The sequence below is a fragment of the Pantoea sp. GM_Pan_4 genome, from assembly GCF_026541005.1.
Classification (GTDB): domain Bacteria; phylum Pseudomonadota; class Gammaproteobacteria; order Enterobacterales; family Enterobacteriaceae; genus Pantoea; species Pantoea dispersa.
In genome coordinates this window covers 52,008-72,663 of record NZ_JALNUZ010000010.1, presented here as the reverse complement: position 1 = coordinate 72,663, position 20,656 = coordinate 52,008, and the positions used below count along the sequence as shown (strand labels likewise).

The 20,656-nt window shown below is 60.4% G+C and carries 20 protein-coding genes; 7 read left to right on the top strand and 13 right to left on the bottom strand.

Going from position 1 to position 20,656, the window contains the following annotated elements:
• Positions 1 to 7 precede the first annotated feature (7 nt).
• From OXR61_RS18305 to OXR61_RS18295, 3 genes are all read left to right on the top strand, one after another.
• On the top strand, positions 8 to 397 hold the full coding sequence (locus OXR61_RS18305; RefSeq protein ID WP_021506760.1) for a tautomerase family protein: 390 nt from the start codon (positions 8 to 10) through the stop codon (positions 395 to 397).
• 210 nt (positions 398 to 607) lie between these two features.
• The gene (gene opgB / locus OXR61_RS18300; RefSeq protein WP_031279560.1) at positions 608 to 2,908 is read left to right on the top strand and encodes a phosphatidylglycerol--membrane-oligosaccharide glycerophosphotransferase; all 2,301 of its coding nucleotides are present in this window, start codon (positions 608 to 610) and stop codon (positions 2,906 to 2,908) included.
• A 184-nt stretch (positions 2,909 to 3,092) separates the two neighbouring features.
• Positions 3,093 to 3,911, top strand: coding sequence for a hypothetical protein (locus OXR61_RS18295; RefSeq protein WP_052022799.1), 819 nt, complete (start codon positions 3,093 to 3,095; stop codon positions 3,909 to 3,911).
• A gap of 25 nt (positions 3,912 to 3,936) precedes the next feature.
• Here the strand turns inward: OXR61_RS18295 and OXR61_RS18290 are convergent, their stop codons facing one another.
• Entirely contained in the window at positions 3,937 to 4,647 is a 711-nt protein-coding gene (locus tag OXR61_RS18290; protein ID WP_021506757.1) for a GNAT family protein, read from the bottom strand.
• A gap of 105 nt (positions 4,648 to 4,752) precedes the next feature.
• Here OXR61_RS18290 and OXR61_RS18285 point away from each other — a divergent pair, with 105 nt between their 5' ends.
• Positions 4,753 to 6,204 carry a PLP-dependent aminotransferase family protein gene (locus tag OXR61_RS18285; RefSeq protein ID WP_021506756.1) on the top strand — a complete coding sequence of 484 codons (1,452 nt, stop codon included), beginning with the start codon at positions 4,753 to 4,755 and terminating at the stop codon, positions 6,202 to 6,204.
• On the opposite strand, the gene OXR61_RS18280 is transcribed toward OXR61_RS18285, so the two are convergent.
• The 4 genes from OXR61_RS18280 to OXR61_RS18265 all read right to left on the bottom strand — a co-directional run bounded on the left by OXR61_RS18280 (position 6,194) and on the right by OXR61_RS18265 (position 9,997).
• A complete protein-coding gene (locus OXR61_RS18280; RefSeq protein WP_031279558.1) occupies positions 6,194 to 6,688 on the bottom strand; it encodes an RcnB family protein in 495 nt (164 codons plus the stop codon). The genes OXR61_RS18285 and OXR61_RS18280 overlap by 11 nt on opposite strands.
• 39 nt (positions 6,689 to 6,727) lie before the next feature.
• Complete coding sequence (locus tag OXR61_RS18275; protein ID WP_230857089.1) at positions 6,728 to 8,065, bottom strand: serine hydrolase domain-containing protein; 1,338 nt, start codon at positions 8,063 to 8,065, stop codon at positions 6,728 to 6,730.
• Between the two features lie 111 nt (positions 8,066 to 8,176).
• On the bottom strand, positions 8,177 to 8,959 hold the full coding sequence (locus OXR61_RS18270; RefSeq protein ID WP_021506753.1) for a MetQ/NlpA family ABC transporter substrate-binding protein: 783 nt from the start codon (positions 8,957 to 8,959) through the stop codon (positions 8,177 to 8,179).
• Between the two features lie 18 nt (positions 8,960 to 8,977).
• Positions 8,978 to 9,997 (bottom strand): isopenicillin N synthase family oxygenase, encoded by a 1,020-nt coding sequence (locus tag OXR61_RS18265; protein ID WP_031279556.1) that lies wholly within the window; start codon positions 9,995 to 9,997, stop codon positions 8,978 to 8,980.
• A gap of 206 nt (positions 9,998 to 10,203) precedes the next feature.
• Between OXR61_RS18265 and OXR61_RS18260 the strand changes: the two genes are divergently transcribed.
• Positions 10,204 to 10,887 carry a YecA family protein gene (locus OXR61_RS18260; RefSeq protein ID WP_021506751.1) on the top strand — a complete coding sequence of 228 codons (684 nt, stop codon included), beginning with the start codon at positions 10,204 to 10,206 and terminating at the stop codon, positions 10,885 to 10,887.
• 49 nt (positions 10,888 to 10,936) lie between these two features.
• Here the strand turns inward: OXR61_RS18260 and OXR61_RS18255 are convergent, their stop codons facing one another.
• Positions 10,937 to 11,890 (bottom strand): alpha/beta hydrolase, encoded by a 954-nt coding sequence (locus OXR61_RS18255; protein WP_052022802.1) that lies wholly within the window; start codon positions 11,888 to 11,890, stop codon positions 10,937 to 10,939.
• Positions 11,891 to 11,960: 70 nt separating this feature from the next.
• Positions 11,961 to 13,100 carry an MFS transporter gene (locus OXR61_RS18250; RefSeq protein ID WP_230857090.1) on the bottom strand — a complete coding sequence of 380 codons (1,140 nt, stop codon included), beginning with the start codon at positions 13,098 to 13,100 and terminating at the stop codon, positions 11,961 to 11,963.
• A 323-nt stretch (positions 13,101 to 13,423) separates the two neighbouring features.
• On the opposite strand from OXR61_RS18250, the gene OXR61_RS18245 reads away from it, so the two are divergent.
• The gene (locus OXR61_RS18245) at positions 13,424 to 14,044 is read left to right on the top strand and encodes a TetR/AcrR family transcriptional regulator (RefSeq protein ID WP_021506748.1); all 621 of its coding nucleotides are present in this window, start codon (positions 13,424 to 13,426) and stop codon (positions 14,042 to 14,044) included.
• Between the two features lie 33 nt (positions 14,045 to 14,077).
• Here OXR61_RS18245 and OXR61_RS18240 read toward each other — a convergent pair whose 3' ends face one another.
• The 4 genes from OXR61_RS18240 to OXR61_RS18225 form a co-directional block, all read right to left on the bottom strand.
• Positions 14,078 to 15,124 carry a DUF1176 domain-containing protein gene (locus OXR61_RS18240; RefSeq protein WP_031279553.1) on the bottom strand — a complete coding sequence of 349 codons (1,047 nt, stop codon included), beginning with the start codon at positions 15,122 to 15,124 and terminating at the stop codon, positions 14,078 to 14,080.
• 79 nt (positions 15,125 to 15,203) lie between these two features.
• Positions 15,204 to 16,382: an arabinose transporter gene (locus OXR61_RS18235; protein WP_021506746.1), complete on the bottom strand. Its 1,179-nt coding sequence runs from the start codon at positions 16,380 to 16,382 to the stop codon at positions 15,204 to 15,206.
• A gap of 44 nt (positions 16,383 to 16,426) precedes the next feature.
• Positions 16,427 to 17,296 (bottom strand): SDR family oxidoreductase, encoded by an 870-nt coding sequence (locus OXR61_RS18230; protein ID WP_021506745.1) that lies wholly within the window; start codon positions 17,294 to 17,296, stop codon positions 16,427 to 16,429.
• A gap of 160 nt (positions 17,297 to 17,456) precedes the next feature.
• Positions 17,457 to 18,332, bottom strand: coding sequence for a LysR family transcriptional regulator (locus tag OXR61_RS18225; RefSeq protein WP_021506744.1), 876 nt, complete (start codon positions 18,330 to 18,332; stop codon positions 17,457 to 17,459).
• A 90-nt stretch (positions 18,333 to 18,422) separates the two neighbouring features.
• Between OXR61_RS18225 and OXR61_RS18220 the strand changes: the two genes are divergently transcribed.
• Positions 18,423 to 19,202, top strand: a complete 780-nt coding sequence (locus OXR61_RS18220; RefSeq protein ID WP_021506743.1) for an NAD(P)H-dependent oxidoreductase — start codon at positions 18,423 to 18,425, stop codon at positions 19,200 to 19,202.
• A gap of 38 nt (positions 19,203 to 19,240) precedes the next feature.
• Here OXR61_RS18220 and OXR61_RS18215 read toward each other — a convergent pair whose 3' ends face one another.
• Both OXR61_RS18215 and OXR61_RS18210 read right to left on the bottom strand, forming a co-directional pair.
• Positions 19,241 to 19,570, bottom strand: coding sequence for a DUF1493 family protein (locus OXR61_RS18215; protein WP_031279551.1), 330 nt, complete (start codon positions 19,568 to 19,570; stop codon positions 19,241 to 19,243).
• 143 nt (positions 19,571 to 19,713) lie between these two features.
• On the bottom strand, positions 19,714 to 20,592 hold the full coding sequence (locus OXR61_RS18210) for an AraC family transcriptional regulator (RefSeq protein ID WP_021506741.1): 879 nt from the start codon (positions 20,590 to 20,592) through the stop codon (positions 19,714 to 19,716).
• Positions 20,593 to 20,656: the final 64 nt, after the last annotated feature.

Below are 20,656 nucleotides of genomic sequence, written 5' to 3'. Positions count from 1 at the left end.
TTTATTGATGCCGTTACTGACTTTTGATGTTATTCAGGGCCGTTCTGAAGCAGAGATTCGCACCTTACTCGACGCCGCGCATCGCGCAGTACTCACGGCATTTAAGGTTCCGGCGCGCGATCGTTACCAGATTGTTCATGAAAACAAGCGTTATCAGATGGTCTTTCAGGATACCGGGCTGGGCTTTGCGCGCAGCGACAATCTGGTGATGGTGCGCGTGTACACCAGCCCAAGAAGTGAAGAACAGAAAACGCACTTCATGGCAGAGTTAGCGCGCGAGCTGCGGGAAAATTGTGGCGTGCAGGGCAACGATCTGATGATCAGTTTTATCACCAACAGCAAAGGTGACTGGAGCTTTGCCGACGGCGAAGCGCAGTATCTCACCGGTAAGCTGTAACACCCGCGCCCGCCCTGGCTGGCAGCAGCGCGCCGGTTGCTGCCAGACTAAATCAGACTCCGCCTAAACCCGCCTTAAACGATTCGCAATGCATCGCACAAATCTGGTTGGATGTGTTGCAGCCCTGTGACAGCCAATATAGATTGACGCAAAACCCCCGCAGAGGGCCGCAGACGCAGGTAACGCGTTCTTTTTACTTAATGTGAGGATCTGCCGTTGGAGTTGCTTTCAATAGTGCTCTTTTTGGCTGCGATCGCAGTCTATTCGTATAAAGCCGGGCGAAATAAATTCTGGTTTATCCTGATCTTGCTGCTGCTCACCCTGTTCATCGTGCTCAACGCCACGCTGTATGCCAGCAACTATTTTACCGGCGATGGCATCAACGATGCGGTGCTCTACACCCTGACCAACAGCCTGACCGGCGCGGGCGTGAGCAAATATGTGGTACCGGCGCTTGGCTTGATCATCGGCCTGTTTTTACTGTTCTGTTTTCTCTCCTGGGTGCTGCGCCGGCATAAACGTCCGCATCATCTCGGCTGGAGCCTGCTGGCGATCGCCTGTGCTGCCGGCTCGGTGCAAACCACGCCGGCGTTTCGCCAGGTGAAAGAGCTGATCGCTTCTCACGCGCGCCAGGCTGACTCGGATTTCGAAACCTATTACAAAACGCCGAATAAGCAGATTAACGCGCCGAAGCTCAACCTGGTGTATATCTACGGCGAAAGCCTTGAGCGCACCTACTTCGATCAACAGGCTTTTCCTGGCCTGGCACCGGAGCTGAGCCGCGAAAAAGATCACAGCATTGACTTCAGCAACACCGAGCAACTGCCCGGCACCGATTACACCATCGCCGGCATGGTGGCGTCGCAGTGCGGTATTCCGCTGTTTGCGCCGTTCGACGGCAACGCCTCGGCTTCGCTTTCCAGCTTCTATCCGCAAAATATCTGCCTCGGCGATATCCTCAAACACTCCGGCTATGAGAACTGGTTTATTCAGGGCGCAGACCTGCGCTTTGCCGGCAAAGACACTTTTTTGCTGTCACACGGTTTTGACGCCGCCAACATGTACGGCTCGCAGGAGCTGAAGAGCCGCGTCGCCGACCCCAGCTACCGTAACAACTGGGGCTTTTACGACGATACGGTGATGGATGAAGTGTTTGAAAAGTATGAGGAGCTGTCGCGTCAGCAGAAACGCTTTGCGCTGTTTACGCTCACCGTGGACACTCACCATCCGGACGGCTTTATTTCGCGCAGCTGTCAGCGCAAAAGTTACAGCTATGATGGCAAACCCAACCAGTCGTTTAGCGCGGTGGCCTGTTCCCAGGAGCACGTGGCGCGCCTGATTGCCCGTATCAAAGCCTCGCCGTGGTTTAAAAACACCGTGATTGTGGTGAGTTCCGATCATCTGGCAATGAATAACACGGCGCATCAGTATCTGATCAAGCAGCCGCGCCGCGATCTGTTTATGGTGATCCGTGGCGATCAGCCGCAGGCCGAGGTGCTGGACGGCAAGCGCAGCACGCTGGATAACGGCGCCACGGTGCTGGATATTCTCGGCGGGGATAACGCGATTGGTCTTGGCCGCAGCGGGCTGTCTTCGGCCTCGCTCTCCAGCCAGTTCGATGACATGGCGAAGAAGGTCACGGCGTGGAAAGCCGATATCATTCAGCTGTGGAATTTCCCCAGCCAGATGAAGACGTTCACCATCGACCAGCCCAAAAATACCTTTAGCTTCTCGGGCGCGACGTTCAGGCTGCCGATCCTGTTCCGCGTATCCGATCATCAGGTAGAGCCGCTGCCGGAAGGCGAATACGCCGCGCCGCTGCGCTTCCAGCTGGCCGATTTTGCCGCCAGCGATAAGTTTGTCTGGGTCGATCGCTGCTTCAAAATGGGCCGGCTGTGGCAGCCGGCGCTGGCGCTGTCGACCGATCTCTGTCTGGCGATGGGCCAGACCGGCGGACAACCCACGGTGACGCGCATCGACCAGCCGGTGTGGCAGGGCAAAGCGCAGTTCCCGCAGGTGAAGGTCAGCGCGGCGACCTATCAGCTCAACGAGCAGCAAATGCGCATTGAGGACAATGCCATTCGCTACCAGGCGGACAGCTTCCTGCTGACCGTGCCGGGCGCGCCGGCCAGCGTGAAGCGCTTTAGCGGTATTTCGCGGCCGGAAAGCTGGGGGCGCTGGTCGAACGCCAACCTCGCGCCGGAGGTGAACATTGAATATGTCGATCCGCTGCCGGCGCGTTTTGACGTAGTGATCACCGCACGCGCCTATGGGGCTAACGCCCATCGACCGATTCCGGTGCGCGTCGGCGAGCAAGTGCAGCAGCTCAATCTGGGTGACGCGTTCTCCACGCAGACGCTGCATTTCACCAACCCCGACGCCAGCCGCAACCTGATCATCACGCCGCCAGAACCACAGCTGTCTAATCTCGGCAACATTACCGGTCAGGATCCACGCAAACTCGGTATCGGCATGGCGGAGATAAAAATAATTCCGCAGCCCGAAAAGTGATAAAAATGCGTGCCAGACCAGGGCCTGCCAGCGTGCAGGCCCTTTTTATTGCCGCTTAGCGTTACTCATTGTACGAATTGATATTTTTCGAGACGTCGCGCAAAATCCACATCATCACATGGTGCAACTATCACCACCTGGATAACCTTGCAGGCAACAGGAAAGGCGACCAGGAGCAACAGGGATGATACCGACGATGATGAACACCCATAAGGCATTCAAAGCGCTGCAGCAGGCGGGCGTGGCCGATCACCAGGCCGAAGTGATGGTCGACATTTTTGCCGAAATGCAGCAGGAAAACAGCCTGACCAAGACGTACCTTTCGCAGGCCATGGAAGGCGTGATGCGGGCAAATCACGCCACCGCGCAGCGTGTCGATAAACTGGCACAGAGCCTCAGGCATTTTGAAAATGAGGTCCGCCATACGTTTAAAGCCATTGAGCTGCGGTTTGACAACGTCGATGAGCAATTCCGGAAAATTGATCAACGCTTTGAACAAATCGATCAACGCTTCGAAAAGGTGGATGCGCAATTCAGATCAATCGATAAACGCTTTGAAAAAGTGGATGCGCAATTCAGAACAATCGATCAACGTTTTGAACAAATCGATGAACAATTCAGGAAAATTGATCAACGCTTTGAAAAGATGGATGAGCAATTCAGGAAAATCGATCAACGCTTTGAACAAATCGATGAGCAATTCAGGAAAATCGATCAACGCTTTGAACAAATCGATGAGCAATTCAGGAAAATCGATCAGCGTTTTGAACAAATCGATGAGCGATTCAGGCAAATTGATAAACGCTTTGAAAAGATGGATGAGCAATTCAGGCAAATTGATAAACGCTTTGAAAAAGTGGATGAGCGCCTGCTGGATCTCGACCATCGCATGCAGCTCGGTTTCAATGAGCTCAAACGCGATAATCTCTGGCATCGGCGGCTGATGATGGCGATGGCCAGCGCCTTTGTGTTGTCAGCCGCCAAATATATTTTTGCCGGTTAGCCGGGTAGCCAGCCCGGCACGCGCGTCAGGCCTGACGTAATGTCTCCAGCCTGGCGCGTTGTTGCCCACGGGCGTCGAAATTGTCTGCCGCCAGCCAGCGCTCAAAGCCCAGCTTCACCTGCGGCCATTCGCTGTCGATGATAGAGAACCAGGCGGTATCCCGGCTGCGATTTTTATACACCACCACCTGACGAAACGTGCCTTCATAACGGAAGCCCAGCCGCAGTGCGGCGTTGTACGACGGCTGGTTACAGCTGTCGCATTTCCACTCGTAGCGACGATAGCCGAGTTGTTCGAAGGCGTAACGCATCAGCAGATAGTGGGCTTCGGTGGCCATGCGGGTTTGCTTCAGCAGCGGAGAGAACACCACAAAGCCGACCTCCATCACGCCGTGCTGCGGTTCAATGCGCATCAGCGCCAGCGAGCCGACCGCCCGCCCGCTTTGCCGGTCAATAACCGCGAAGTGCAGGTAATCCGGACTCTGCTGGCACTGCTGCGCAAACGCCAGATAAGACGCTTCATCGTCAAAGCGCCCGACCGGCAGCCAGGTCCAGTCGCGGTCATCTTCCGCCAGCGCATAAGCCGCATACAGCTCGCGACCGTGACGTGCGGCATCCAGCGGCTCCAGCCGGCAATATTGTCCGGTGAAAATCTGCCCCTGCGGCAGCGGGCGCGGCTGCCACGCCTCCAGCGCCGGGCCGATGGGTTGTCCATAACGATTGGTCTGCGATGACATACGGCGATTCCTTCTGTGTGAGAGTGACAGCGTGCAGCGTGCCACTTTGCTGGTTCAGGAAAAAGCGCCACAATGTGATAAATCGATAGATCCACGGAGGCGCCGATGCGCACACTGAACCGGCATTCGCTGCTGCTGGCACCGCTAGAGGCCGACGGCAGCCTGACACTGCAACAGCAGCTGTATCAGCGGCTGCGCCAGGCGATACTGAATGGTCAGCTGGCGGCGGGCACGCGCCTGCCGGCGACCCGCCAGCTGGCGGCTGAACTGCAGGTGTCGCGCAATACGGTGATCGCCGTCTGGTCACAGCTGCAGGCGGAAGGATTTATCCTCAGCGACCGTCAGGGAAGCCGCGTCAGCCGGCTGGCGCACACGCCACTGCCCGCGCAGGCGTCCGACGACAGCACCGACTGGCCGGTTTCCGCGCGCGCTGCCGGGTTGCACTCGCTGCATCGCCTCTCCAGCCAGGAGCTGGCGCTGCGCCCGAGCACGCCGGCGCTGGCGCATTTCCCGCTGGCGCAGTGGCGTCGCGCGCTCAATCAAACCGCGCAGCAGGCACAGCTGCTGGGCTACGGCGATCCGCTGGGTGAGCTGGCGCTGCGTGAGGCACTGGCGCAGCATCTGGCGCTGGCGCGCGGCGTGCGCTGTGCGCCGCAGCAGATTGTGATTACCGAAGGCGCGCAGCAGGCGCTGACGCTGTGCGTCGCGCTGCTCACCAATCGTGGCGACACCGGCTGGGTGGAGGAGCCGGGCTATCGCGGCGCCAAAGCAGCGATGCGCCTCGGCGATCTGCAGATCGAGCCGATTGCGGTGGATGCGCAGGGACTGGCACCGACAGCGCAGGACTGGCAGCAGCGCCCGCCGCGGCTGATTTACACCACGCCGACGCATCAGTATCCCACCGGCGCGATCATGAGTGCCGCGCGCCGGCTGGCGCTGCTGGCGGCGGCACAGCGGCATCAGGCGTGGATTATCGAAGATGATTACGACAGCGATTTTCGCTACAGCGGCGAGCCCATCGCCGCGATGCAGGGCATGGCGCAGCCGACGCCGGTAATTTACATCGGCTCCTTCAGCAAAACCCTGTTTCCGGCGCTGCGCATCGGCTACATGGTGCTGCCCGCCCCGCTGCTGCCGCGGCTGCGGCCGGCCTTGCATGAGCTGTTACGCGGCGGTAACCGGCCGGAACAGCAGGCGCTGGCGCTGTTTTTACGCAGCGGGGATTTCAATCGCCACCTGAGCAAAATGCGCCGTCTGTATCGTCAGCGGCAGGCCACACTGCGGGCTGCGCTACAGGATACGTTTGGTACTCAGGTGCCGCTGCTGGGCGGTGAGTGCGGTATGCATCTGGTGTTGCCGCTGGCGGATACGGTGGATGATGTGGCGCTGACGGCGCAGCTGTTTCGCCATGGCTATGCGCCTGGCGCGCTGTCCGGCTTTTATCTGGGCGGGCAAAAACAGCAGGGACTGGTGCTGGGATACGGTAATACCAGCACCAGTCAGATAATGGCAGGCGTGGCGCAGTTAGCGCGCCTGCTGCCGGGCATTAACCCTTGAAGAAAATGTCGCCGGATTTGCCCATCACGATCTTGCCGCTGTCGTCGGTGATCAGGATGTAGTTGGCGTTGATGTAAGCCCAGTGCGTGCCTTCCTGCGGTGCAGGCAGGTGGCGCGGCTGCCACTCAACGATGGTGTACTGCTTTTTACGGTACTCATCCGGCACGACGTCACCGACTTTATACTCTTTGTAATCGATGATGATGGTGTGCAGATCGTAATTATTGGCGGCGGATGGCGCTTCACCCGGACCGTTTTGTGACGGGCGAATCGGCGCGACATCGCCACTGGATTCTGCCGGTTCACTGCTGGCGGGCGCATCGCTGGTGGCCGCTGGCGCTGAGGCGTCCGGTGCGGTTTGCTGCACCTGCGGCGGCATCGGTACGCTATCGGTTTGCTCACCTTCTGCCAGCGCTGCTGGCGTCAGGCTTAAAGCGCCCAGAAAAATTCCTGCTGAAAGAAGGGTGACGTGTGTCCTGCGCATTGGTGATTTCCACTCTGGTTAATTATTTAACTGTCCCATTTACTGACAAGCGCCACGTGCGGAAGGTTCCCGCGCCGCGCTTTGCGCGTCAAATTTCGCTCCACAGCATACCTCAGGCGGCGCGCTTTGCTGAGCAGCAAAATTGCAAGCAACCGTGTTCAGCACCCGGCGATCTTTACGCGCCAAATCACGCAGCAGCGCAATGCCGAGATAGTTGCTCCAGTTGAAGGCATTTTGCAGCACCACGATGGCATTGCCGTGGGCGCGATCGTAGCCAATAAAGCTGGCATAACCGCCAATATACCCCACCTGATAAGTGATCTGCTGCTGACCATAAGTATCGGTTACCCAGGCGATATTCTGCGCCTGGTTGCCATGCTGCTCATAAGGATAATTGACCTGCGCCAGCGCCTGACTGAGCGCGCCCTGTGCATCGCTGTGCAGATGCGCATCGAGGTAGCGAATCAGATCGCGCGCATTGCTGTACAGGCTGGCGGCCGCCACCATATTGCCCCGAAAGGCCCAGTCCGGCGTCAGCTGACCACGCGCGATCAGTTTCGGCTGATCGCCGGCGTGGCCCAGCGCGCGCCACGGATAGCCGCGCAGGGTTTGCGGATGGAAGCTGCTGCTGGTCATGCCGAGCGGACCAAACAGCTGATGCTGCGCCAGCGTTTCAATGTCCTGATGCAGGCGATGCTGCAGAATATAGCCCAGCAGCGCATAGCCGAGATTGGAGTACTGCGCCGCCGGGTGCGCGGGGGCGCTGAAATCGGCCAGATAACTCAGCACGGCATCGCTATCCAGATTGCCGTAAAAATTTTCGCCGCTGCGCAGGTAAGCCATAAATTTCAGGAACATCGGCAGATCCATATCCTGACGCGGCAGCCCCGAGGTGTGCGTGACCAGCTGCAGCAGCGTGATGCGTTTTGCATCCTCACTCAGCGGCACGCCGCGCGGCAGCAGCGTGGCCAGCGTGTCGTTCCAGTGCAGCTCGCCGCGATCCACCAGCCCGATAATGACCTCTGCGGTAACGCCTTTGCTCAGCGAGCCCAGCGCAAACAACGTATCCGGCGTGATGGGATAACGCTGGCGCGCATCGGTGACGCCATAACTGTAAAACTGCGGCGCGCCGCGCTGGTGAATGATGGCGATGCTAATGCCCGTCACCTGCTTTTGCTGCATGTAGTGGCGCACAATGTCATCGACGTTTTCATGGAAGGAGGCGTGGGAAAGATAGACGCGATCGCCCACCGGCGCGGACGTTTGCGACAGCGTGCCGCAGCCGCTGAGCAGCAGACACAGGGCTGACAGCCGCAGGTGCAACCAGGCGCGAGAAAGCGTCAGCCGCTGAAGTCTGACGAAGCGGGAAGTAGCCATCAATTGATAAGTTATTTTTTATGTTATGCAGCAGGTGCCACTGGTGTTGGTGGCGAAATATACCACAGAACAGCGGGTGCGCCACCTGTCAGCCGCAGGTGGCGCCGGGCATTATTGATTAACCGGGATAACCGATCCTTTGTAGTGCTGGTTGATAAATTCAGCAGTTTGCTTTGATTCGAGATCTTTCGCTAACGCGAGAATGCGCGGGTCGCTGGCCAGCTTTGGCGTGGTGACCAGCACGTTGGCATACGGATTATCCTTTGCCTGTTCCAGCGCCAGCGCGTCTTTTGACGGCACCAGCCCGGCCTGCAGGGCATAGTTACCGTTAATAATCGCCAGCTGCGCATCATCCAGCGCGCGCGGCAGCTGCGGCGCTTCAACTTCAATAATCTTCAGCTGGTGCGGGTTGTTACTGATGTCCGCCGTGGTCACCAGCGTACTGGCGCTGCGGCTTTTCAGCGTAATCAGGCCGTTGGCCTGCAGCAGATAGAGCGCGCGGCTCAGGTTAGTGACATTGTTGGGCACCGCCACCTGCGCGCCATCCGGCAGATCTTTCAGTGATTTTACTTTGTGCGAATAAATCCCGAGTGGCTCGATATGCACGGTCGCCACCACGGCAAATTTTTCGCCCAGCGCTTTTTCCTGATCGCGCAGATAAGGCACATGCTGGAAATAGTTGGCATCGACGTCGCCACGCGCCAGCAGCTCGTTGGCATTTAAATTGCCGTTAAGCTCGATGACCTTCAGGTCGAGCTGTTTGTCGGTTTGTTTGATGTAGTTGAGAATCTCACTGTGCGGCACCGGATCGGCGGCCACGCGCAGTGCCGCGGCGGACGCCACGCTGCTGAACAGGGCCATCAGGGCCAGTGACGCTATCATCGTTTTCTGCATGGGCTTTCCTTACGTTTCTTATGATTTCACTGTGCTTAATGCATCAGCGTAATAGCGCTGCGCCACATCGCGATGGGAACGCAGACGCCCTTTGAGGTAGTTCCAGCCCACTTCACGCAGCAGCGGATTGTCAGGATCGCTGGTCGGGCCGTGGGCTTCTGCCGCCAGCTGCGGCGGCAACTGATACAGTGGTACTTCGGCATCCAGCTGCGCACCGAGGAAAAAAGCGATCGACACGCGTTCACGATTAGCCGGCGGCGACACCACGCGGTGCACGGTGGCGCGCAGATACCCATTGCTGGCAATCTCCAGCAGTTCGCCGATGTTGACCACAAACGCGCCCGGCTTGGGCAGCGCATCCACCCAGTGACCGGGTGACACTTCCACCTGCAAACCGGGCTGATCGTCCTGCAGCAAAAAGGTGAGGAAGCCGGAGTCTTTGTGCGCGCCGACGCCCTGCTGGCTGGCTTCTGCCGCCTGGCCGGGATAACGAATCAGCTTGATGTGCTCATTGGGCTGGGTGCCATACAGCGCGTCGAACGCATCCGGCGGCAGCGCCAGCGCTTTAGCAAAGGCCCGCAGCAGGCGCAGCGCGATGGCGGTCATCGCCTGCTGCCAGGCGTGCATCACCGGACGCAATTGCGGTAACGCCTCCGGCCATAAGTTGGGGCCCTGCAGCCGTTTCCACGCCGGATCGCCCGGCTGCAGCGTCAGCGCCGCGCGTTCGGCACCGATATCAAACTGTTCACGCTGATCGCGCTGGTCGCGGGTGTATTCCACGCCGGCATTGTTGTAGCCGCGAAAATGCGGCGAGTGGATCATCGCCACGCGCTGCTTCTCCGCCTGCGGCAGGGCAAAAAACGCCCGCGTGATACTCTGCACGTTGTGCAGCAGTTGCGGGTTGATGCCGTGATTGACCAGATAGAAGAAACCGACGTCACGAGCGGTCTCCCGCAGCTGCGCCAGGTAAGCTGCCTGCTCTGCGTCCGGTAATTCCAGCAGGGCCAGATCCAGTACTGGCAGGGTATCCGCCATGATGTTGTCTCCTCGCTATCGGTAAATCCTGCGTTTACGCTGACATTCGCCGCCGTTTCCCGCCAATACTGTTGCGCGATAAGTTATGGCGATTCCTTTTTAGGCGCACTTCGGCTATCGATATGCAAAAAGCGGTAAATCAGGCGCGCTGCCGCTATAATCGCGCCCAGCAATTTTTGCCCACCAATGCACACCGCAGGAGACGCCGGATGAATCAGGGTCCGTTAACCGAAAAAGAGCTGAACTGGCTTGATGACATGCTGGAAAAATATGGCAACGAACACTCCGTGGTGGACACCGCCGAACTGGACGGCATGCTGACCGCCCTGCTCTCCGGCCCGAACGACATCGAACTGAGCGAATGGCTGGTGGCGATCTGGGGCGGTGAGAAGAAGATTCCTCAGTGGGCGAACGCGCGCGAAATGGACCGCTTCATGGCGCTGACTTTCCAGCACTTCAACGACATTGCCGAGCGGCTGGCGGAGTACCCGGAGCAGTTCGATCCGCTGTTCGGCGAGCAGGAGATGGAAGGCCAGCTGTTTACCGTGGTGGAAGACTGGTGCTACGGCTATATGCGTGGCGTGGCGCTGGATGCGGACTGGGCGCAGTTGCCGGCGGCACAGCAACCGGCGCTGCAGGCGATTGCGCTGCACGGCAGTGAAGAGCAGCTGGCGCAGCGTGAAGCCTTTACCCCGGACGCGTTTGAGTCCAGCATCGAGGCGATTCGCCCGGCGGCGCTGGAACTGCACGAGTACTGGCAGGAACAGCGCATGGCGCAGCCCGATCCGGCCCCGCAGCTGCCGCATTTTGCCGGTGAAAAAAACGGCCGCAATGATCCCTGTCCGTGCGGCAGCGGCAAAAAGTTTAAGCAGTGCTGCCTAAATAAAGCCTGAGACGCTCACGTCAACGCAGGCCAGCGCTAAAACTGGCCTGCGCACCGCGTTAATTCCCGGACGCGAGAAACGCCATCACCGCCGCATTCAGCGGCGCAGGGCACTCTTCAGGTAACCAGTGACCGCAGCCAGGTAACACTTTGCCGGTGACCTGCGAAGCGTAGCGGCTGACCACCTGCTGCTCATAGGCACCCAGTCCGCCGTGACCGCCACCGCCAATCGCCAGCATCGGCACAGCAATTTTCTCGCGGGAGAGCACTTTATTGTCCGCCACTCCCTGATTCAACACCCGGTAATATTCAAAGGCGGCATTCAGGCTGTGCGGTTTTGCATAGGATTTGCTGTAAAGATCGAGCAGCGCCGGGGTGAACACCGCTTTGTTGGCGGCATGTTCTTTGATGAAATGCTCAAAGAACAGGCGCTCTTTACCGGCGATCAGCTGCTCAGCGAGCTGTCCCTGCGCCGCAAAGAAGCTGAAGTGCCACACCAGGGATTCGCCTTCAGGCGTAAAGGCCGGGAACTGATAGATGCTTTCATCCGGGATCGGCGCTTCCATAAAGATGGCGCGGCGGATGCTGTCCTGATGTTTCACCAGCAGCGGATAGGTATTCCAGATGCCAATGTCGTGCGCCACCAGGTCGAACTTTTTGCCGCCAGCGAACTGTTGTGCCAGCTGATAAAGCAGCGGCGCGACGTCGGTGGCGCGATACGAATGCGGCACGTCAGACTGCCCCAGCCCCGGCAGATCCACCGCCACGACGGTGTGGTTTTTTGCCAGTTCCGGCATCAGCTGGTGCCACTCGTACCACGTCTGTCCGAAACCGTGCACCAGATATACCAGCGGTCCGCTGCCGCCCTTCACATAATGCAGGCGCACGCCATCCACAGTTTGATAGCTGCTGGTGAAACCGGCGGGCAGCGGGAATTCATCCGCGGCGGTCCCGGCGGCGGAAAACAGCGCGGCCGAGGCAAGCAGCAGGGTTAACAGTAATTTTTTGAACACGTGATTGATCTCCACTTTGTCATAATGCCATTTAAAACAGGGGGTTAAATTTTTAAGTCAGCCCGGCAGGTCAGTGACTTTGTACGCGCTGGTGCCGCGCGCCGGCCTGGAAACCGTGCTGACGCGCCTGCAGTGCGATGAGGAAGCCAATCGCCAGCAGCAACAGCAGCGCCAGCGGGAAAGACGCCACGCCCCAGTGGGTAAGCAACACGCCACCGGCCAGACCGCCGCCGGCAATCGCGCTGTTCCACACCACCACGTTCATCGACAGCGCCACATCCGCGCCCTCGCCCGCCGCATCCGCCAGTGCCGTTTGCAGCAGCGTGGCCGCCCCGCCAAACGTCAGCCCCCACAGCGCCACGCCGACATAAACCAGCAGCGGCAAGCGCGCCAGCCAGATGAACAGCAGCGAGACCAGCGCAAACAGCGCCAGACTGCCGAGCACGGCGACGCGCAGGTGGTGATCGACGAGGCGACCGGCCAGGCCGATAGCCGCCAGCGCCGCGATGCCAAACACCAGCAGCACGCTGTCCACCTGCCCGGCGAGACCCGCCTGGGTAACGAACGGCGCAATGTAGGTGTAGAGAATGTTGTGCGCCGTCATCCACGCCAGCACCACGCCCAGCACCGGGCGCACGCCTGGCGTCATGAACACCGTGCGCAGCGGCAGACGCTGATCGCTGCTTTGTCCCGGATAGTCAGGCACCCGCAGCAGCACCCAGCCGATCAGCAGCAGCGTCAGCGCTGACATGATGCCGAACGCCGTGCGCCAGCCCACCGCCGTGCCCAGCCAGGTGCCGACGGGAACGCCCAGCGCCAGCGCAATCGGTGTGCCGACCATCGCCACGGCGAGCGCTTTGCCCTGCTGATGGACCGGCACCATGCGCCGCGCATAGCCGGCCAGCAGGCTCCAGGCGAGTCCCGCCGCTGCGCCGGCGAAAAAGCGCGCCACCAGCGTCAGTGCGAAGTGGGTCGAAAACGTGGTGATGGAGTTGAAAATCAGAAAACCGACAATAGCCAGTAACAGCACGTTACGGCGGCGCCAGCCCTGAGTGGCGATGGTCAGTGGAATCGCCGCCAGCAGCGAGCCAAGCGCATAAACGGTTACGGTCTGCCCGGCCAGCGCGGTGGAAATGCCAAGGCCCGCCGCCATCTGCGGCAGCAGTCCAGCCGGTAAGGTTTCGGTGATGATGCAGATAAAACCGGTCATGGCCAGCGCCAGCAGCGCGCCCAGCGGTAGCGGCCGGGTTTTATCCGCGGCGGTATTCAAAGTCGTCACAATCAGCGTTCCCGATGTCATCAGCGTGCAGGTGAGGCGCGCGCCTGTCGTTGAAATTATATGTACCGATCAGTATATAAATTGGCGAAGTGCGATAACCCGTTACGGCTTAAGAACAAACTACCGCGGATGCGCTATCCGCCGCCCGCCGACACAAATATATACTGATTGATACATTAGTTGACGCGCGAGACCGTTGTCAACGACTTATGTATCGATTAGTATTTAAGCATTGAGCTTAACGGAGCACTGAGATGGCCACTATGGGACGGCCGCGTACGTTCGATCGTGATGCGGCCATTGAACAGGCGATGAAGATTTTCTGGCAGCACGGTTATGAGTCGACATCGTTAACGCAGCTGAAGGCGGGAATTGCCGGCGGTATTTCCGCACCGAGCTTTTACGCGGCCTTTGGCTCGAAGCAGGCGCTGTTTCAGGAGTGTGTGCAGCGCTATCTGTCGACTTACGCGCAGGTGGTGGAGCCGCTGTGGGATAACAGCCTGCCGCCCCGTACCGCAATGGAGACCGCGCTGCGGCGCTCTGCCAGCATGCAGTGTGAGTCCGGCCATCCGCTGGGTTGTATGGTCGGCCTGGGCGTGATGAGTGCGCCTTCCGCCGAACACGCGGATGTCACCCAGCCGCTGGCGCGCTCACGCGCCCGCACGCTGGCAGGCATGACGGCCTGCGTGCAACGCGGCATCGACAGCGGCGAACTGCGCGCCGACACCGATGCCGCCGCCCTCGCCATCGCCCTCGACGCTTTTCTGCTGGGCGTGTCGGTGCTGGTGCGCGATGGCGTCAACGGCGCGCAGATCGATACCGCCATCGCCCACGTCATGGCCGTCTGGGACGCGGCAAAATCCGTGACGGATTAAGCGCCCAAGCCGCCTGGCGACGCACGCTGAACATTACCCCGCCGGTTTGACTTCGGTGACCAGCGTTGGCAGTTGCCATGCGCCGCCGGCGCGGATGGCACGACACATGCCGGTGGTGGCCTCGCTGCTCTGCACAAACTGGCGGCCATTCCACACCCATGCAGCGGTGCTCCAGCAGTCACCAATGCCGCGCCCTTTCTGCGCTTCGCTGATCACGCCGTCGTGATAATCAGATCCGGAATCGGTGATCAGCTGCGGCGTGCCCTGCAGCGCGTTATCCAGCAGCCAGAAACCATAGCCTTCGTTGTAAGCCCCGCGCCAGCACAGCGCGGCAATCAGCACGTGCTGCGCATCCACCGGCGTCAGCGTAGGCGGTTCTGCGCCCTCTTCTGGCTGATCGTCGGACGGCGCGAGATTGTCACAGCTGTCGTCGTCAGTCAGCGAGGCAATCAGCTTTGGCTTGACCTGTGCCAGTTCATCTGGCGTCAGCGGGCGCGGCGCGGCTTTCAGCACGTGGACCTGCTGAATCACCGGCATCGCCACTGCCGCCGGCACGCCGGCTTCCGGCTGGTTGCCTTTACGCACCAGCGCGCCCGGCGTGTTCAGCCGTCCCTGCGCCTCATCCATTTTTAACAGCGTGGCAAAGGCCCCGTTGCCGGAGAGCTCAAACGGCTCGGCCGCACCGCGAAACTCCACTCTGGCGCTGCCTTTGATGGCGGCGATCAGCGCCTGGGTCTGCGCGTCGCTCAACGTCCACTCATCGTTCTCCGCTTTGCTGACCTCGCCCAGTGCACGATCGTCAATCCACAGCGCCAGCGCATTTACCTGCTGCGCATCATCGTCGCCGGTATCGGCCAGCACCACGCGCCCGTGCGTCAGGCTGTCTGGCCCGCCGGCGCGCGTCAGCAGCACCGATCCGCCCGCGCCTTCTTCGGCGCTGTAGCCGGCGGCGCGGCAGGTCAGCGTATTATCACAAGCCAACTCCCAGTCTTTATGGCTAAACGAGACGCCTTCGTCGGCCCACAACGGCGTGCTCAGGCTGGCGAACAGCGTCAGCGCCAGCAGCAATCGGCTTTTCATGCCATCTCTCCCTAATGGTAAAGGTGGCTAGTGTGATGATTTTTGCGGCGCGGGAGAAGTGAATTTTTTGCGGCGGGTCTTATTCCATCGCTGCCTGTGGTTGTGGCTGACGCGCCATCAGGCTCAGCGCCACCAGCATCGCCAGCGCCACGGCAATTGCGCCAGCGAGATACACCGAAGCCACGCCGCGGTGGGCGGCCAGCGCGCCCGCCAGCGGACTGGTGACTGCCAGCGCGATATCGAGAAACGCCACGTAAGCCCCCATCGCCAGGCTGCGGGTGTGCGGCGGCGCACGCCGCACCGCTTCCACGCCGAACGCCGGAAAGGCCAGCGAATAGCCAAAACCGGTCAGCGCCGCGCCGAGATAAACCAGCGTCGCGCTATCCGCGCCCCAAATCAGCAGCTGACCGCAGGTTTCAATCAGCACGCATACCAGCGCGACACGCGCGCCGCCCAGCTTATCCGGCAGATGGGCAAAGAACAGACGCGCCGCGATAAACGCCACGCCAAACGCGGTGAACGCCAGCGACGCGTTGCCCCAGGCCCTGGCCGCAAACAGCAGCGCGATAAATGCGGTGATCATGCCAAAACCGACGCTGGCGAGCGCCAGACCCAGTCCCGGCCGCCACACCGCGCCCATGACTTTGTAGAACGGCGTGCGTTTGGTCGAGGTCGGCGCGACGGCGCGCACCTGGGTGATAAACATCAGCGGCAGCAGCGGTACCACGATGATCGCCATGGCGATGCCGGTGAAGTGCCAGCCGTGATAAATCGCCACGCCCAGCGGCGCACCCAGCGCCCAGGCGCCGTAAATCGCGATACCGATCCACGCCATCACTTTACCGGCATTGGCCGGTCCCACCAGCCCGAGTCCCCAGCCGAGCGCGCCAGTGGCCAGCAGGCTCTCGCCCAGCGCCAGCACCACACGCCCCAGCAGCAGAATGGCCACCGAGCTGGCAGGCCGATCAATGAACAGCAGCGAAATCAGATAGATCACGCCGGAACTCGCCACCACTAACAGCCCGGTCAGCACCGCGCGTTTCGCGCCGCGCATATCGGCGAAGTTGCCCGCCCACGAACGCGTCAGCAGCGATGCGATAAACTGCGCGCCGATGACCGTGCCGATCGCCAGCGTATCCATGCCGAGGTTCTGCTGCAGATGCAGCGGCAGCACCGGCAGCTGCATCCCCATGGTGAGAAAAGCGATAAACACCGCCAGCGTCACCGGCAGCAAGGTGATAAATACATTATTTTTCATCGATATAATCCAGAAAAACTGCCGCGCGCAGCGGCAGCGTGATATCAGAGATGGGTGTAATAGGCAGGCGTATCGAGCTCGCTCAGCAGGTCCGGGCGGGTTGCAGACCAGTCCAGCAGCGTGCGCGTGCGCTGGCTGGAGACCGCCATGTTGCCCGCCGCCATGTTGGCGAACCAGCCAAAATGAGCCCGGTCGCGCTCGCCGCTGGGTAATCCGAGCTGGCGACCAATCGTCTCCGCGATTGCGCGGAACGGCACCGCCTCATCGGCCACCGCGTGATAAACGCGTTCGGTGACGCCCTGCTCCAGCGCCAGCCGATAGACGCGCGCCGCATCGCGACGGTGCACGCCGGACCAGCAGTTTTCACCGCTGCCGCACCAGGCGGAAATCCCGCTCTCACGCGCCAGCCGCACCAGAATCGGCACAAAACCGTGGTCGCCGAGGCCATGTACCGACGGCGCCAGCCGCACTGTCGCCACGTGCACGCCACGCTGCGACAGCGCCTGCGCCGCCGCTTCGGACTGACGCGGTGACACCGGCTGCGGCTGATCCAGTTCCGTCGCCCCGCGCGCCATACCGGACAGGCCGGACGTCACCAGCAGCATGCGATCCGATCCGGCAATCGCCTCGCCGAGCAGCTCGATCACCTGACGGTCCTGCTCGCAGTTCTGCACGAAGCGCGAGAAATCGTGGTTAAAGGCGGTGTGAATGATGGCGTCCGCAGAACGCGCGGCGTCACGCAGCACGTCAGCATCCTCCAGCGAACCGCGAATAACCTGTGCGCCAGTGACGGCCAGCGCCACGGCTTTTTCCGCCGAACGCGCCAGCCCTGTTACCTGATGGCCTGCCGCGATCAATTCTTCCACTACCGCTGAACCCACCCAGCCGGTGGCCCCGGTGACAAATATCTGCATGGTCTTCTCCCCTGCACGTTAAAACGCGAGTGTTTCGTCGTGTTGATATGATGCGTGCTGTGGAGCGGTGGCGCTAATCGCATCAGCAATGCAGGAGCAAGCCTTGACGGATAAGGCCTGAGGGCTTGAAGACCGCGACTTATTCGGCGAGAGTTCAGGTTTACAGCGCCGCCACAATCTGCTGGCGCAGCCATTGCTGGGCGGGATCGCGATGCAGGCGCTCGTGCCATAGCATCAGGATGTCAAACCCTTCAATCTCCAGCGGCGGTGCAAGCACGCGGAGCTGTGGCGCGTTTCGCACCAGGCGCTCCGGCAGCACGGCGACCAAATCACTGCTGGCCAGCGTGTCGAGCATAAACAGGAAATGCGGCACCGAGAGCGCGACGCGGCGCGTGCGGCCGAGCCTGGCCAGCGCGCGATCGGTGGCTGCACTGAAGCCGCCGCCATCTGGCGAAACCATCACAAACTCCAGCTGGCAAAAGCGATCCAGCGTCAGGGGCTGCTGCAGCTGCGGATGATCGCGCCGGCCGGCCAGCACGTAGCGCTCGCTGAACAAGCGGCGCTGATGCAGCGTCGGCGGCGCGTTATCGCCGGTGTGAAACACTATATCCAGCTCGCCCTTCTCCAGTTGCTGCGCCACCTGTGGCGGATTGAGCGCGAATACCGCCATGCGGCTGCGCGGTGCCGCTTCACGAATGAGTTTCAGCGCCGATGACATGTAATCGGTAGCGGCAATGCACCAGGTGAGCTCCGCGCGTGCCGGATCGAATGCTGCTGGCGGTGCCACCGCGCGCTCCAGCGCTTCCAGCGCCAGACGCAGCGGCTCGCGCAGGGCCTCGGCGCGGGCGGTAGGCAACATGCCGCGCGGACCGGGCAACAGCAGCGGATCGTCAAACAGCACCCGCAGGCGCGCCAGCTGGGCGCTCACCGACGGCTGCGACAGATTGAGGCGCTGCGCCGCGCGCGTCACGTTCTGCTCCACCAGCAGCACGTCTAAGGTTTGCAGCAGATTCAAATCCAGCGAGTGCATATTCATGCCAGCTATACCTGAGATATCAGTAATTGATTTCTACTATAGCCAGCGCTGGCTTAACCTGCAGCGGTTTTCATCTCACAGGATACCGCCATGAATGTTTTGATTGTGTATGCCCATCCGGAACCGCGCTCGCTGAACGGATCGCTGAAAGACTTTGCCGTGAATCATCTGCAGCAGGCGGGCCATCAGGTGCAGGTTTCAGATCTGTACGCCATGCAGTGGAAAGCGCCGCTGGATGCCGCCGATACGCTGGCGCCCCCGGTGGGCGCGCATTTTGATGCCACGCTGGATTCGCGTTTCGCCTACGACCACCAGTTGCAGGCAGCGGACATTGCCGCCGAGCAGGAGAAGCTGCACTGGGCCGACACGGTGATTTTTCAGTTTCCGCTGTGGTGGTTTTCGATGCCAGCAATCATGAAAGGCTGGTTTGACCGCGTGTATGCCAACGGTTTTGCCTATGGAGTCGGCGAGCATAACGATCATCACTGGGGCGATCGCTACGGCGAAGGCACCCTCGCCGGCAAGCGCGCCATGCTGGTGGTGACCACCGGCGGCTGGGAGTCGCACTACGCGCCGCGCGGCATCAACGGCCCGATTGAGGATCTGCTGTTTCCGATCCAGCACGGCATGCTGTTTTATCCCGGCTTCAGCGTGTTGCCACCGCTGGTGTTGTATCGCGTGCAGAAGTCGGCGCAGGAACGCTTTGCCAGTTGGTGCGCCGCGCTGGCGCAGCGGCTGGATCGCTTAGCGCAGGATCAACCGATTGCCTTCCGTCGCCAGAACGGCGGTGAATATGCGATTCCGGCGCTGACGCTGCGCGAGGATCTTGCGGAAGGTGAGCGCGGATTTGGCGTGCACGTGGCGCGCTGAGCCGCAGGCCGCCAAACCCGCAGCGGCGCGCTGCCGTATTATTCAAACAACCAGCGCCCCGCCTGCGCCGACGCAATCAGCATGCCCAGCGTGAAATCCGGCACCACCGGCACTTCACGCTTGTTGAACGGGTTAAGGATTTGCGCCAGCGACGGTTCGTCCGGGTAGTAAGTTTCAATAGCGAAATTCGCGCGATCGACCGCGAACTCGCTGAAAAACTCCTCCATCAGCGCGGCGGCTTCGTCGCGCTCGAAGTTGAGATCGGTGTCGATATCAATCTGCGGCGTGAGCGTTTTCTGCTTGAACAGATACACGCCGTCATAGCGCCGCACCAGTTCATAGATACGCTGTTCGAGTTGCTCTGTCATCGTCGCCTCTTCGCCTGTGCTGATTGGATCGCAGGGCATTTTGCCATGCCTTGCCGCGAGGCAGGAGGAAAAAAATGCCAGCCGTGAATACGTATCGCAATCCTGCATAAAAATCCCAGTAGCCATTGCTACCGGGACCCTTATCACTTAAGCGGCAGATAAATATCCGTCAGCAATTCGTGTTCCGCCACTTCATGCACGAAGTTGTGATAGTGGAAGAACAGCGGGAAATCGCGCAGCTCTTCGCCGCTGGCCGGCAGCCATTCGCTGTAGAGCGATCGCGCCAGTTCGGTCAACGCGCTGTGCGAGCCGTGATGACGCAGCACCGCGCAGCGTCCGCCGGGAATGGTGCTGTTGACGACGCCAAAGGCGTTGTCTTCGTTAACCGGCGCCGTCACCGAACCGCAAAGGTGATAATGAAAATCCCCGGCTGGCGTGCTGGCCGGATCGTGCGGCGCGACGCCGAACGTCTGGCTGCTGCGCACCGGCGATGCGCCGCTGCTTTTGCGCCAGGCAATAAACTGCGCCGCCGTTTCGTTGATGCGCTGCGGATCGCCGTGATGCGTGAGCATCGCCACCGGCGTGGTGGGAAACATTTTAATCTCGACTGACATACTCTCTCTCCGATTGACGGGTGGCTGAGGCATGCGCTGATGCCAGGTCATCCACACCGGCTGCTGACGAAACTCACTCGGCGTCACGTCAAATACCTGCTTAAAGGCGCGACTGAATGATTCGGCATGCTGAAAACCGGCATCGAGCGCAATCTCAATGATTTTCTCGTGCGGATTGAATGCCAGCCGGTACGACGCCCGTTTGAGCCGCATCAACTGGATGTAACGCCCCGGCGGCATGCCGCACCAGGCGCTGAACTGGCGGTGAAAGTGGTACGGCGAAAAGTGCGCCACTTCACTCAGTTGCTCCAGCAGCAGCGCTTCATCAAGATGGCGTTCGATGTAGTCGAACACCTTGTCAAAGCGCTTGCGGTAGGTCTCGCGGTGATCGTTTTTGTTTACTGGCATAGCATCCTCTCTGGGGAATGAGTATGCCCTTGTGGCTGGGAGTGGGCCTGATGGATCTTGCGGA

Coding starts and splice junctions, on each gene's coding strand:
- OXR61_RS18250 (WP_230857090.1), bottom strand. CDS start 13,100: ATGACCGGTTTTATCTGCATCATCACCGAAACCTTACCGGCTGGACTG.
- OXR61_RS18285 (WP_021506756.1), top strand. CDS start 4,753: ATGCGCACACTGAACCGGCATTCGCTGCTGCTGGCACCGCTAGAGGCC.
- OXR61_RS18230 (WP_021506745.1), bottom strand. CDS start 17,296: ATGCAGATATTTGTCACCGGGGCCACCGGCTGGGTGGGTTCAGCGGTA.
- OXR61_RS18215 (WP_031279551.1), bottom strand. CDS start 19,570: ATGACAGAGCAACTCGAACAGCGTATCTATGAACTGGTGCGGCGCTAT.
- OXR61_RS18275 (WP_230857089.1), bottom strand. CDS start 8,065: ATGGCTACTTCCCGCTTCGTCAGACTTCAGCGGCTGACGCTTTCTCGC.
- OXR61_RS18240 (WP_031279553.1), bottom strand. CDS start 15,124: ATGAAAAGCCGATTGCTGCTGGCGCTGACGCTGTTCGCCAGCCTGAGC.
- OXR61_RS18280 (WP_031279558.1), bottom strand. CDS start 6,688: ATGCGCAGGACACACGTCACCCTTCTTTCAGCAGGAATTTTTCTGGGC.
- OXR61_RS18245 (WP_021506748.1), top strand. CDS start 13,424: ATGGCCACTATGGGACGGCCGCGTACGTTCGATCGTGATGCGGCCATT.
- OXR61_RS18305 (WP_021506760.1), top strand. CDS start 8: ATGCCGTTACTGACTTTTGATGTTATTCAGGGCCGTTCTGAAGCAGAG.
- OXR61_RS18270 (WP_021506753.1), bottom strand. CDS start 8,959: ATGCAGAAAACGATGATAGCGTCACTGGCCCTGATGGCCCTGTTCAGC.
- OXR61_RS18220 (WP_021506743.1), top strand. CDS start 18,423: ATGAATGTTTTGATTGTGTATGCCCATCCGGAACCGCGCTCGCTGAAC.
- OXR61_RS18225 (WP_021506744.1), bottom strand. CDS start 18,332: ATGAATATGCACTCGCTGGATTTGAATCTGCTGCAAACCTTAGACGTG.
- OXR61_RS18290 (WP_021506757.1), bottom strand. CDS start 4,647: ATGTCATCGCAGACCAATCGTTATGGACAACCCATCGGCCCGGCGCTG.
- OXR61_RS18260 (WP_021506751.1), top strand. CDS start 10,204: ATGAATCAGGGTCCGTTAACCGAAAAAGAGCTGAACTGGCTTGATGAC.
- OXR61_RS18210 (WP_021506741.1), bottom strand. CDS start 20,592: ATGCCAGTAAACAAAAACGATCACCGCGAGACCTACCGCAAGCGCTTT.
- OXR61_RS18295 (WP_052022799.1), top strand. CDS start 3,093: ATGATACCGACGATGATGAACACCCATAAGGCATTCAAAGCGCTGCAG.
- OXR61_RS18235 (WP_021506746.1), bottom strand. CDS start 16,382: ATGAAAAATAATGTATTTATCACCTTGCTGCCGGTGACGCTGGCGGTG.